Raw genomic sequence first — 13,179 nt, 5'->3', positions numbered from 1 at the left:
GAACCACCACAGCACCCCACCCGAACCGCAGGGACAGGCCCCGGGCCCGCCCTGCGGTTCGGCGTTTCCGGCCCCGAAACTCCTCGATCGAGTGAACCCGCCCCATTCACCCGGTCAGCCCCCCGGTCGTATGCGACCGTGCAGCCGTTGCTTGTGCGGACTCGCACGGGCTGATCAGACTGGACGGGAAAAGAGGTGTCTCAATGAGCGCGCTCGTTGCTGAGGGGACCATCGTGAACCTGGACCAGGTGCTGTGGGACATGTGGAAGTCCTCGGACGTTCCCGAGGGCTATCGCGTGGAGATCATCGAGGAAAACCTCACGGTGTCACCCACCGGCGGCAGCCGCCATTTCACCATCAATCGGGCTGTGCTCGGGGCTCTGTACGACCACCTCCGGGGAAGCGGTTGGGCACCGGGGAACGCCTGCAACGTCATCCACGGACTCAAGGTACTCATCCCGGACGCATTCGTGGCTCCCACGGAAATCGAGGAGGTCGAGCATCCCGAGGGTTTGGGCCTGGTCGCCTCTGGAGTCTCCCTGGTCATCGAGACCGTCTCCCCCGGCGCCGAGAACCGTCGTCGTGACCACGTCCTCAAGCGTCGCGCCTACGCTGCCGCCGGCATCCCGGTGTACGTGATCATCGACGATCACGACGACGGCGGAGCAGTGACCATCCTCACCGGCCCCGACTCGGAATGCCGTGAGTACACCTCCTCGACTCGTATCCCCTACGGCAAGGAGGCCGTGATTCCGGAGGGCCCTGCCAAGGGGTTCGTGATCGGCCCCGGGATCACCGGTGAGCGTCGTGGCTGATCGGGGGGTGTCGTTCAAGCGGGACCTGTCCGAGTGGCGGATCGGGCTGGTGGCGTGGCGGTTGTTGGCGTTGCAGGCGGCGGATCCGGTGGTGGGGGCCGGGATGGCGGAGCACTCGACGTACCGGGCGCATCCGTGGCGGCGGGTGGAGCACACGCTGGAGAGCGGGCGGCGGCTGTTCTACCAGGACGCGGAGGCGCTGCGGCGGGAGATCGCGCGGCTGGACCGGGCGCACAAGCGGATCCGGGGGACGACGCCGGACGGGCGGTCGTACGACGCGCGGGACGCGGCGACCAGGGCGTGGGTGCTGCTGACGCTCTTCGAGTGCGTGGTGGCGATGCGGCGCCTCGGTGGCGATCCGTACGACGCGGCCCAACTGGAGGAGGTGTACGGCGAGTTCCGGGAGGCGGTCGCCGCCTTCGACCTGCCGGAGGGCGAACTGCCCGCCACGGCCAAGGACTTGCCCGCCTACTTCGCTCGGTACGCCCGGGAGGAGCTGGAGTTCACCGAGGCGGCCCGCTACTTGATGGGCGACCTGCTGCGGGAGGCGCCCCGGCCGCGCCGACTGTGGTTCCTCGGGGATGCCGGCTGGCGGGTGGTGCGCCGTCTCGTGGCCCGGGCGATCACCGAGCTGACGGTGGCGGACCTGCCGCCGGTAGTGCGGGAGCGGTTCGGGCTGGCCGCGACCCGGCGCGGCGCGGTGCTGTCCGTCGTGCTGCACCGCGGTGTCGGGGCGCTGGTGCCGCGCCTGCCGGACCGGCTGCGCTACCGCTCCCCGGAGCCGGAGCGGGCCGACCCGGGCAAGCGCCGTTACCGTCCGCGGCGCGACGCCCGTGGGCCCCGGGTGGACCGGTTCTTCCGGGAGGTGCTGGACCAGACCGGCGACGGCTTCATCACCGCGCACGACCTGCGGGCGATGGCGCACAACGTTTGCTGGCAGCTGGAGTTGGACGAGGCGGCCGAGGCCCGGGTGTACGAGGCCTTCGAGGGCTGGTGGGAGCAGCTGCGCGCAGTGATGGACGCCAACGGCGACGGGAAGGTCAGCCGGGAGGAGTTCGTGGCCGCCACGGTGGCCGGTTGCGACCGGGACGGGACGTACCTGGAGGAGGGGCTGCTGCCGGCGCTGCGGGCGGTGTTCACCGCGGCCGACACGGACGGCAGCGGGTTCCTGGAGTTCGACGAGTACCGCGTGGTGTTCGGTAGCGAGCGGGTGCATCCGGCCGAGCTGTCGCACGGTTTCCGCCAGCTGGACACGGACGGGGACGGGCGGATCACCCGGGAGGAGTTCCTGCACGGCTTCACCGAGTTCTTCACGGCCCGCGCCGACTCCACCTCGGGCGCCCAGCTCCTCGGCCGCGCCTGACCGCAGCCGCAGGTGGGACGGCCTCGAACGACCCGTCCGTAGCACGCCCCGGTCGCTGTGGCGAGCGGGGCGTCGGCCTGTCAAGCGCCGGTTCGGCCAAGAACCCGGCGTCATCCGCCCGGTCGTTCGTTGCCCGTGGCCCGGCGGATCCGCAGACTGTGCGGACCGCACCGCAAACCGTGACGCATCGCACAGGACTGTCAACCCCACCCCACCTGCAGTTCCCCCGTAAAGATGGTGGATACTGGTGCTTGTGAACGTGTTCACGTTCACAAGCGGACAAGCCTGCGTGGTCCGGCAATGGTCCACGGCTGGAGAAGAAGTCTGTCCGGAATGCGCCCGTCATCACACGGGCAGGTTGGGAGAGAGGGCGACGTGGAACTGGCAATCGCTCACGAGACCATCGCGCGATGGCAATTCGGCATCACCACCGTCTACCACTTCCTCTTCGTTCCGCTCACGATCAGCCTGGCCGCGGTCGTGGCCGGCCTGGAGACCGCCTGGGTGCGGACGAAGAAGGAGAAGTACTTCCACGCGACGAAGTTCTGGGGAAAGCTCTTCCTCATCAACATCGCGATGGGCGTGGTCACCGGAATCGTCCAGGAATTCCAGTTCGGGATGAACTGGTCCGACTACTCCCGCTTCGTCGGAGACGTCTTCGGCGCCCCGCTCGCGATGGAGGCGCTGATCGCCTTCTTCTTCGAGTCCACCTTCATCGGCCTGTGGATCTTCGGCTGGGACAAGCTGCCGAGGAAGATCCACTGCGCCTGCATGTGGATGGTCGCGCTGGGCACCGTGCTCTCCTCCTACTTCATCCTGGCCGCCAACTCCTGGATGCAGCACCCGGTCGGCTACGCGATCGACCCGGCCACCGGCAAGGCCCAGCTGACCGACATCACCAAGGTGCTGTTCCAGAACACCACCCTCACGGTCGTCGCCCACACCCTGACCGCCGCCTTCCTCACCGGCGCCGCCTTCATGGTCGGCATCTCCTCCTTCCACCTCTGGAAGGCCAAGCGCAGGCCGGAGACCGCCGACGCCAAGAAGACCGCCACGATGCGCACCTCGCTGCGGCTCGGCCTGGTGCTCGCGGTCGTCTTCGGCGCCGGCACCGCGCTCAGCGGCGACGAGCTGGGCAAGGTCATGTTCGAGCAGCAGCCGATGAAGATGGCCGCCGCCGAGGCGCTGTGGGACACCCAGTCGCCCGCGCCGTTCTCGATCTTCGCGGTCGGCGACGTCAGCAAGGGCCACAACTCGGTGGCGCTCGAAGTCCCCGGGGTGCTGTCCTTCCTCGCCCACAGCGACTTCAGCTCCTCCGTCCCCGGCATCAACGACACCGCCGCCGCCGAGGCCGCCCAGCATGGCGGCAACCCCAAGGACTACATCCCGAGCATCTTCGTCACCTACTGGGGCTTCCGCCTCATGATCGGCTTCGGGATGACCTCCTTCCTGGCCGGCCTGATCGGCCTCTGGACCACCCGGAAGAAGCTGTTCCTGCGGCCCGAGTTCCGCACCGGCGAGACCGAGGTGCCGCGGCTGATGCTCACCCCCAAGCGCGAGCTCAGCCCGCAGCTGACCAAGTGGAGCTGGCGGATCGGCATCCTGACCATGGGCTTCCCGCTGATCGCCAACAGCTTCGGCTGGGTCTTCACCGAGATGGGCCGTCAGCCCTGGGCCGTCTTCGGCCTGATGACCACCTCCAGCGCGGTCTCCCCCAACGTCGGCGTCGGCACCCAGATCGGCGCGCTGGCCACCTTCACCACGCTGTACGCGATCCTCGCGGTCGTGGAGGTCCGGCTGCTGGTCAAGTACGCCAAGGCCGGCCCGGTGGTGACCGAGCAGCCGCCCACCAAGGACCCCTCGCTGCGCGGACCGTCCTCGGACGAGGACGCCGACAAGCCGCTCGCCTTCGCGTACTGAGGCACCGGACGACTGAGGACCACTGCGGAACTGAGGATCTGACATGCAACTCCACGACGTCTGGTTCGTGCTGATCGCGGTCCTGTGGATCGGCTACTTCTTCCTGGAGGGCTTCGACTTCGGGATCGGCATCCTGACCAAGCCGCTGGCCCGCGACACCGCCGAGCGGCGGGTGCTGATCAACACCATCGGCCCGGTCTGGGACGGCAACGAGGTCTGGCTGCTGACCGCCGCCGGCGCCACCTTCGCCGCCTTCCCGGACTGGTACGCGACGCTCTTCAGCGGCTTCTACATCCCGCTGCTGGTGATCCTGGTCTGCCTGATCATCCGCGGCGTGGCCTTCGAGTACCGGGCCAAGCGCGACGGCGCCCGCTGGCAGCGGAACTGGGAGGAGGCCATCTTCTGGACCTCGCTCCTCCCGGCCTTCCTCTGGGGCGTGGTCTTCGCCGACATGGTGCGCGGCGTGGACATCGACGCGCAGAAGAACTACGTCGGCGGCCTCGCGGACCTGCTGAACCCGTACGCGCTGCTCGGCGGGCTGGTGACGCTCGCCCTGTTCACCTTCCACGGCTCGGTGTTCGCCGCGCTCAAGACCGTCGGCGAGATCCGCGAGCGGGCCCGCGGGGCCGCCCTGCGGGCCGGACTGGCCACCGCCGTCCTGGCCCTGGTCTTCCTGGTCTGGACCCAGCAGGACAGCGGCAACGGCCGCAGCCTCGCAGCCCTGGTGATCGCCGTGGCCACCCTGGCCGCCGCCCTGGTCGCCAACCAGCTCGGCCGCGAGGGCTGGGCGTTCGTCTTCTCCGGGGCGACCGTCGTGGCCGCCGTCGCGATGCTCTTCCTGGCGCTCTTCCCGGACGTCATGCCGTCCACCCTGAACGCCGGCTGGAGCCTGACCGTCAGCAACGCGGCCTCCTCGCCGTACACGCTGAAGCTGATGACCATCGTGGCGGCGGTGTTCACCCCGCTGGTGCTGCTCTACCAGGGCTGGACGTACTGGGTGTTCCGCAAGCGGATCGGCGTCCAGCACATCCCCGGGCACGCCCCCGCCGCCCCGGCCGCCCCGCTCGACCGGGCCTGACGCGATGAAGCCGGTCGACCCCCGCCTCCTCGGGTACGCCCGCACCACCCGGGTCTTCCTCGCCGGATCCGTGCTCCTCGGCGCGGCCGGCGCGGCCCTGGTGGTCGCCCAGGCGAGTCTGATCGCCGAGATCGTCGTCCGCGCCTTCCAGCGCGGGGCGACGCTCGGCGAGCTGACCACGCCGCTGCTGCTGCTCGCCCTGACCGCCGTCGGGCGGGGGCTGGTCGGCTGGCTCACCGAACTCACCGCACACCGGTCCGTCGCCCGGGTGAAGTCCACCCTGCGACGCCGGCTGCTCGACCACGCCACCGCGCTCGGCCCGGCCTACCTGGCGGGCCGGCGCACCGGCGAACTCACCACCCTCGCCACCCGCGGCGTCGACGCGCTGGACGACTACTTCGCCCGGTACCTGCCGCAGCTGGCGCTGGCCGTGGTCGTCCCGGTGATCGTGCTGCTGCGGATCGTCGGCACGGACTTCACCTCGGCCGCGATCATCGCCGGGACGCTGCCGCTGATCCCGCTGTTCATGGCGCTGGTCGGGATGGCCACCCAGTCCCGGATGGACCGGCAGTGGGACACCCTCGCCCGGCTCTCGCACCACTTCCTCGACGTGGTCGCCGGCCTGCCCACCCTCAAGGTGTTCAACCGGGCCCGCGCCCAGGCCGCCACCATCGCCCGGATCACCGCCGACTACCGCCGGGCCACCCTGCGCACCCTGCGGATCGCCTTCGTCTCCTCCTTCACCCTGGAACTGCTCTCCACCCTCTCCGTCGCGCTGGTCGCGGTCACCGTCGGCTTCCGGCTGGTGGACGGCACCCTCGACCTGGAGACCGGGCTGCTGATCCTGGTCCTCGCCCCCGAGGTGTACGCCCCGATCCGCCAGGTCGGCGCGCTCTACCACTCCAGCGTCGAGGGACTGACCGCCGCCGACGAACTCTTCCGGGTCCTGGAGACCCCGCTGCCCGCCGCCGGGACCGTCCCCGCCCCCGCCCTGACCGGCGCCGTGATCTCCGTCGAGGGCCTGACCGTACGGCACCCCGGCCGCGCCGTACCCGCGCTGGACGACGCCGCGCTGACCCTGCGCCCGGGCACCACCACCGCCCTCACCGGCCCGAGCGGCGCCGGGAAGTCCACCCTGCTGGCCGTCCTGCTCGGCCTCACCACCCCCGAGACCGGTACCGTCCGGATCACCGCCGCCGACGGCCGGTCGTACGACCCGGCCGAGCTGGAGCCGGCGAGCCTGCGGCGGCAGATCGCCTGGGTGCCGCAGCACCCGCACCTGTTCGCCGGGACGGTCGCCGACAACCTGCGGCTCTACCGGCCCGACGCCACCGACGAGCAGCTGTGGACGGCCCTGCGGGCCGCGCACGCGCTCGACTTCGTCACCGACCTGGCCGCGCCGCTCGGCGAGGACGGCGCCGGGCTCTCCGCCGGACAGCGCCAGCGCCTCGCCCTCGCCCGGGTGCTGCTCGCCGACGACCGGCCGCTGGTGCTGTTGGACGAGCCGACCGCGAACCTGGACGGCGCCTCCGAGGCCGCCGTCGTGGACGCCGTGCGGACGCTCGCCGAGGACTCGGCGCGCACCGTGCTGATCGTCGCGCACCGGCCCGCGCTGCTCGCCGTCGCGGACCAGCGGGTCCGGCTCGCCCCGCCCCTTTCCGTCGTGGCCACCGGCCCGGTGGCACCGCTCGCCCACAGCGGCAAGCCGACGCCCGCCCCCGCCCCGGCCGTGTCCCAGGAGGCCGAGGAGCCCGGGGCCGAGACCGGCAGCACGCCCCGGCTGGCCCTGTCCATCCTGCTCGGCGCCCTCGCCCTGGGCTGCGCCGTCGCGCTGATGGCCACCTCCGGCTACCTCATCTCCCGGGCCTCCCAGATGCCGCCGGTGCTCTACCTGATGATGGCCGTCACCTCGGTGCGGGCCTTCGGCATCGGCCGCAGCGTCTTCCGCTACGCCGAACGGCTGGTCTCGCACGACGCGGTGCTGCGCACCCTCGGCACCCTGCGGGCCGCCGTCTACCGGCGGCTGAGCGTGCTCGCCCCGGCCGGACTGCCCGCCTTCCGGCGCGGAGACCTGCTCTCCCGGCTGGTCGCCGACGTGGACGCGATCCAGGACCACTACCTGCGCTGGCGGCTGCCCGCCGCCGTCGCGGGCGTGGTCGCGCTGGCCTCGACGGTGGTACTGGGCGCCTTCCTGCCCGCCGCCGGCGCGGTGCTCGGCCTCGGGCTGCTGCTCGCGGGCGTGGTGGTGCCCGCGCTGGCCGCCCGCTGGTCGGCCGGGGCCGAGCGGCGGCAGGCCCCGGCGCGCGGACGCCTGGCCACCGCCGTGGTGGACGCCTTCACCGGCACCGCCGAACTCACCGTGGCCGGCGCGCTGCCCGGCCGGCTGGCCGCCGTCCGCGCCGCCGATGCCGCGCTGACCCGCCTGGCCGCCCGTTCGGCCGCCACCACGGCGCTCGGCACCGGGCTGATCGCGCTGCTCACCGGGCTGACCGTGACGGCGGCGGCGGCCGTCGGCGTCCAGGGAGTGCGCGCCGGGGTGCTGGCGCCGGTCTGCCTGGCCGTCGTGGTGCTGACCCCGCTGGCCGCCTTCGAGGCCGTCACCGGGATGCCGCTCGCCGTCCAGGCCCGCCAGCGCAGCCGCGCCGCGCAGGCCCGGCTGGACGAGGTGCTGAACGCCCCGGCGCCCGTCGCCGAGCCCGCGGAACCGGTGGAGCTGCCCGAGCAGCCGCTGCCCGTCGCCGTGCGCGGGCTGACCGTACGGCACCCCGGGCAGGCGGGGGACGCGCTCGCCGGGGTGGACCTCGACCTCGCCCCCGGGCGCCGGATCGCGGTGGTCGGCCCGTCCGGTTCCGGCAAGACCACCCTCGCCCAGGCGCTGCTGCGCTTCCTGGAGCCGAGCGCCGGCGCCGTCACCTTCGCCGACGGCCGTCCACAGGCTGTGGACAGCCGCGCGCTCGCGGGCGAGGACGTCCGGCGGGTGATCGGGCTCTGCGCGCAGGACGCGCACGTCTTCGACAGCTCGCTGCGGGAGAACCTGCGCCTCGCCCGGCCCGGCGCGGCGGAGGACGAGCTGCGCGCCGCACTGGCCGCTGCCCGGCTGCTGGACTGGACCGAGGGCCTGCCGGACGGCCTGGACACCATGGTCGGCGAGCACGGCGCCCGGCTCTCCGGCGGCCAGCGCCAGCGGCTCGCGCTCGCCCGGGCGCTGCTCGCGGACTTCCCCGTCCTGGTCCTGGACGAGCCCGCCGAACACCTCGACCTGCCCACCGCCGACGCCCTCACCGCCGACCTGCTGGCCGCCACCGAGGGCCGCACCACCGTGCTGATCACCCACCGGCTGGCCGGGCTGGACGACGCCACGGTGGACGAGGTGCTGGTGCTGGACGGCGGCCGGGTGGCCGAGCGGGGCCGCTGGTCGGAGCTGGCCGCCGACCCGGACGGACGGCTGCACGCGATGTGGCGGCGGGAGCGGGAGGCGGACGGGCTGCTGGAGCCGGTGGGGCGCTGAGCGGCGTGCCGGTGCCCGACGTGCCGGTGCCCGTCGTACTGGCGCCCGTGGTGCCGGTGCCCGTCGTGCCGGTCCCGTCGCGTCGCCGGTCGTGCCGCCCTTCGTCCGAAAACCGTACAAACTAGGCTTTCTTCATGGACCCCACGCCGGACTTCCCCGAGGCCGCCCCCGAGCCGACACCCCATCGGGTGCCCGAGATCGCCTCGCTCGGCCTGGACACCCTGGTCACCGAGGTCGCCGAGCGCCTGCAGTCGGCCGCCGCCGTCACCGACCGGATGCAGCGGCTGTTGGAGGCGGTGGTCTCCATCGGCGCCGGACTGGACCTGCACGCCACCCTGCACCGGATCGCCACCGGCGCCGCCGAACTGGTCGACGCCCGCTACGCGGCGCTCGGCGTGATCGCCCCCGGCGGCACCGGCCTGGCCGACTTCATCCACGTCGGCGTCGACGACGGGACCGCCGCCGCGATCGGCGAACTGCCCGCCGGGCGCGGCATCCTCGGCGCACTCATCGACCGGCCCGAACCACTGCGGCTCGCCGACCTCGGCGCCGACCCGCGCTCCTCCGGCTTCCCGTCGCACCACCCGCAGATGAAGACCTTCCTGGGCGTGCCGATCCGGGTCCGCGAAGAGGTGTTCGGCAACCTCTACCTCACCGAGAAGAAGGGCGGCGGCGCCTTCACCCCCGAGGACGAACAGGTCGTGCACGCGCTCGCCGCGGCGGCCGGCGTGGCGATCGAGAACTCCCGGCTGTACGAGGAGGGCCGCCGCCGCGAACGCTGGATCGCCGGCGCCGCCGCCGTCACCACCGCGCTGCTCTCCGCCGAGCAGGCCGAGACGGCGCTGACCGTCGCGGCCGAGCAGGTAAGGGAGTTGGCGAACGCCGCGCTCGGCATGATCCTGCTGCCGACCGGTCCGGAGGGCGAGGGGGACGGGCAGATGCGGGTCGCCCACGCCTCCGGCGAGGTGGCCGAGTTCGTCCGCGGCGAGCTGCTGCCCAAGGAGAGCTTCGCGGCCCGGCTGCTGGCGGGGGAGAGCGTCTACCTGGACGACATGTCCAGCGACCCGACCGTGGTGATGCGCCTCGCCCGCCGCTTCGGCCCGTCCATGGCCGTGCCGATGGTCGCCGCCGGGCGGGTGCTCGGCGGGCTCTGCGTCTGGCGGCCGTGCGGCGCGCTGCCGTTCACCGACAGCGAGAAGCAGCTTGCCGAGACCTTCGCCTCGCAGGCCGCCCTCGCCCTGCGGCTCGCCGAGGGCCAGCGCGATCAGCAGCGGCTGGCCGTCTTCCAGGACCGCGACCGGATCGCCCGCGACCTCCACGACCTGGTGATCCAACGGCTGTTCGCCACCGGGATGATGCTGGAGAGCGCGGCCCGCCGGGCGGTCGTCCCCGAGGTGAGGACCGGCATCGGCAAGGCGGTCGACGAACTGGACGCCACCATCCAGGAGGTCCGCACCACCATCTACGCCCTGCAGCACGACAACCACGGCGACGCGCCCGACACCCTGCGCACCCGGGTGCTGCGGGAGGCCAGCCAGGCCGCGGCGGCACTCGGCTTCAAGCCCTCGGTGAGCTTCGTCGGGCCGGTGGAGAGCCTGGTCGGCGAGCAGACCGGCCGTCAACTGCTGGCGTCACTGCGGGAGATGCTCTCCAACACGGCGCGGCACGCCCGGGCCTCCCGGGTCGGCGTCGAGGTCGAGGCGACCGTCCACCTGGGCGACGACGGCCGTCCGGTCGGCGGCGACCCGGAGTCGCTGGACCGGACCGGACGGCCCGGCGTGCTGCTCACCGTGACCGACGACGGCGTGGGCATCCCCAGGGGCGGCCGGCGCAGCGGACTGCTCAACCTCACCCGGCGCGCCGAGGCGCTCGGCGGCGCCGCCTGGCACGAGAGCGGGCCCCATCGGAAGGGCGCCAGGGTGCGCTGGACGGCCCGGCTCTGAACGCGTCTTCCAGGCCGTTCGGCAAAGACAAGTGAAAACTAAACGAGAGAGAACTTCCCGACCAACAGCGCAAGTTGTGAACGTTCTGGGCTTTCGGCGGCTCTGTGTGCACACATAGCTTTGCTCCGTCTCGGAGGGGAAACCGGAAGGTAACCGGACGGAGGGGCAGTGGACGCTTCCGGCCGCGGTCACACCGCAGCAGGGGCAATTCGAGGGGGGTTCCGCGCCGAACGGGCCGCGGACGGGCGCTACCGCTGGCAACTGAAGGCGCCCAACGGCCGGGTGGTCGCGATCACCCCTGCCGCGTTCGAGACGGCCGGCGAGGCCGAGCGCGGGTTCGACGGCCTGCGGGTCGGGGCGGCCGAACTGACCGCCCGCATCACCCACGTCCGGGACGGCATCGGCTGGGTCTGGGTCATCCCCGGCTCGCGCAACCTCCCCGAGGTGCGCTCCAGCCGCGCGTACGAGCGGTACGCGACCTGCCAGAACGCCTTCCGGCGGTTCGTGGTGCTGCTCGCCAAGCAGCCACCGCGCGACCTTCCCGAGCGTGCAGTGCCGCCGAGACGCACCGATGGCCGCTGAGCGGCGCGGTCCGCGGCTGCTGATCGTGCCGGCGGCCGACCGCTGCGTCGGCTGGGTGCTGCGCGCCGCCAACGGCAGACCGCTCGGCGTCGGCGTGCGGACCTACCGGACCGAGGAAGAACTCGCCGAAGCCGTCCGGGAGTTGCTGATCGAGCGGGCCGCCCTGCGGTGCTCGGTCGGCCAGTCGGAGGGGCGCCAGTGGGTCTGGGCCGCCCACCTGCCGGTGCGCAGCACCCGGCCGGGGGCGGCCTCGGCCGTTCCGGTCGCCCGCAGCGCGCGCGGGTACCTGCGGCGCGACCAGTGCCAGGCGGGAATCGACGGGTTCCTGGCCGGACTTCAGTGGGTGGGGCAGGAGTCGCGCCGGTCCGGGCGCGACGGCCGTCGGCCGCTGTAGTCGGTCGACCGCCGTCGTTCGACGGCCGCCGTGGTCGGCCGGCCATCGTCGTTCGCCGCCGGAACGCCGCAGTTCGCCGTCCATGGATCGTCGGCGTCGTTCCGTTCATGCGTTTCCGGTGAAGCCCAGGTTTCCGGCAACACCCCGAGCAGCCTCCTGGAGAAGAACGTCGACCGGGTTCGGAGACCCGGCCGCGCCCCTGTCGCGTCCACGCTGACCAGTGCCTAAACCTCGCCGAACCGATGAGTCGACATTCCCCGGCCGGACTCGGCCTCCCTTCCGGCGGAACCGGCCCCCCGGACAGGATCTGCACTGCCGGACGGGCCGCAGCGGACGCGGCCACCGGCCCCGAACTCCCGACCGGAGTACGGGTTTCACGCGATGGACGTCTCTCCCACCGGAGGAAGAGAAACATGCGTAAGACCGCTGCCAACCTGCTTGCCGCCGCCGCGCTGGCGACCTCGATCGCCACCGTCTTCGCCGGCACCGCCGTCGCCGACCCGGCCGGCCTGCCGAACGCCCAGGACATCGTGGGCGTCGGCTCGGACACCACGCAGGCCGTGCTGAACCAGCTCGCCGCCGACTACAACGTGACCGTGACCAACCCGAGCGCCCCCCACCTGTACAGCTGGGACGCGATCCCCGCGGGCACCATCACCACCAAGTCGGGTGCCACCCCGATCACCCGCCCGAACGGCTCCGGCGCCGGCATCACCGCGCTGAACGCCAACACCAGCGCCACCGTGGACTTCGCCCGCTCCTCGCGCGCCCCGCAGCCGACCGACCCGACCACCGACGACTTCGTCGCGCTGGCCAAGGACGCCGTCGCCTGGGCCGCCCCGTCCGCCGGCAACGCCCCGGCGAACCTGACCACGCAGAACCTGAAGGACATCTACACCTGCACGGTCACCAACTGGACCCAGATCAACGCGTCGCTCCCCAACGCCACGATCAAGCCCTTCCTGCCGCAGGCCAACTCCGGTACCCGCTCGTTCTTCCTCACGGCCATCGGTGGCGGCACCGCCGTCAACCCGGGCACCTGCGTCACCAGCGGTGTCCAGGAGAACCAGGGCAGCGACCCGGCCCTGGCCGACGTCAACGCGCTGGTCCCCTACTCCGTGGCCCACTACATCGGCCAGGTCTACTTCGGCAAGGGCAGCGGCGCCGACGTCCAGGGCCCGCTGACCATCCGCTCCGTCGACGGCACCGCGCCGGTCGACACCGTGAACAAGACGATCAGCTCGGCCTTCGCGGCCACCCCGTACTCCCGCGTGGTCTACAACGTCTTCCGGGACGCCGAGTGGACCGCGACCGACGTCCACGGCACCACCCTGCGCGCCATCTTCGGCCGGGGTGGCTGGATCTGCGCCAACGGTGCCGCCGACCTGAAGAGCTTCGGCTTCCTGCCGCTGTCCTCCTTCGCCTGCGGCAGCGTCACCCACTCCTGAGCCACCCGCACCACGCCGGCGGGGGGGGGGGGCCCCCCCCCCGCCGCCGGGGCCCCCCCCCCCGGGGGGCCCCCCCCCCCCCCCCCCCGGGGACCACAAAGGCCCAATGAGCGCCCCCCCCGGCGGCG

At 72.6% G+C, this 13,179-nt stretch carries 9 protein-coding genes; all 9 read left to right on the top strand.

Annotated features, from left to right (window positions below; all coding sequences use genetic code 11):
* Positions 1-203 precede the first annotated feature (203 nt).
* Positions 204-815 (top strand): Uma2 family endonuclease, encoded by a 612-nt coding sequence (locus tag ACIBEC_RS26415; RefSeq protein WP_360498027.1) that lies wholly within the window; start codon positions 204-206, stop codon positions 813-815.
* Entirely contained in the window at positions 808-2,178 is a 1,371-nt protein-coding gene (locus ACIBEC_RS26410; RefSeq protein ID WP_360498025.1) for an EF-hand domain-containing protein, read from the top strand. Before ACIBEC_RS26415 ends, ACIBEC_RS26410 begins: the two co-directional genes overlap by 8 nt.
* A gap of 375 nt (positions 2,179-2,553) precedes the next feature.
* Positions 2,554-4,098 carry a cytochrome ubiquinol oxidase subunit I gene (locus ACIBEC_RS26405; RefSeq protein WP_360498023.1) on the top strand — a complete coding sequence of 515 codons (1,545 nt, stop codon included), beginning with the start codon at positions 2,554-2,556 and terminating at the stop codon, positions 4,096-4,098.
* A 43-nt stretch (positions 4,099-4,141) separates the two neighbouring features.
* A complete protein-coding gene (gene cydB, locus ACIBEC_RS26400; RefSeq protein ID WP_360498021.1) occupies positions 4,142-5,176 on the top strand; it encodes a cytochrome d ubiquinol oxidase subunit II in 1,035 nt (344 codons plus the stop codon).
* A 4-nt stretch (positions 5,177-5,180) separates the two neighbouring features.
* Positions 5,181-8,684, top strand: coding sequence for a thiol reductant ABC exporter subunit CydD (cydD, locus tag ACIBEC_RS26395; protein WP_360498019.1), 3,504 nt, complete (start codon positions 5,181-5,183; stop codon positions 8,682-8,684).
* 134 nt (positions 8,685-8,818) lie between these two features.
* A complete protein-coding gene (locus ACIBEC_RS26390; RefSeq protein WP_396288986.1) occupies positions 8,819-10,627 on the top strand; it encodes a GAF domain-containing protein in 1,809 nt (602 codons plus the stop codon).
* A 168-nt stretch (positions 10,628-10,795) separates the two neighbouring features.
* Positions 10,796-11,209 (top strand): hypothetical protein, encoded by a 414-nt coding sequence (locus ACIBEC_RS26385; RefSeq protein ID WP_360498017.1) that lies wholly within the window; start codon positions 10,796-10,798, stop codon positions 11,207-11,209.
* Positions 11,199-11,603, top strand: coding sequence for a hypothetical protein (locus tag ACIBEC_RS26380; RefSeq protein ID WP_360498015.1), 405 nt, complete (start codon positions 11,199-11,201; stop codon positions 11,601-11,603). Before ACIBEC_RS26385 ends, ACIBEC_RS26380 begins: the two co-directional genes overlap by 11 nt.
* Positions 11,604-12,016: 413 nt before the next feature.
* Positions 12,017-13,051, top strand: a complete 1,035-nt coding sequence (locus ACIBEC_RS26375; protein ID WP_360498013.1) for a substrate-binding domain-containing protein — start codon at positions 12,017-12,019, stop codon at positions 13,049-13,051.
* Positions 13,052-13,179 lie beyond the last annotated feature (128 nt).

The sequence above is a fragment of the Kitasatospora sp. NPDC051164 genome (genome assembly GCF_044455625.1).
GTDB lineage: Bacteria > Actinomycetota > Actinomycetes > Streptomycetales > Streptomycetaceae > Kitasatospora.
The sequence above is the reverse complement of the archived record's forward strand: the minus strand, read 5'-3'. Positions and strand labels throughout refer to the sequence as shown.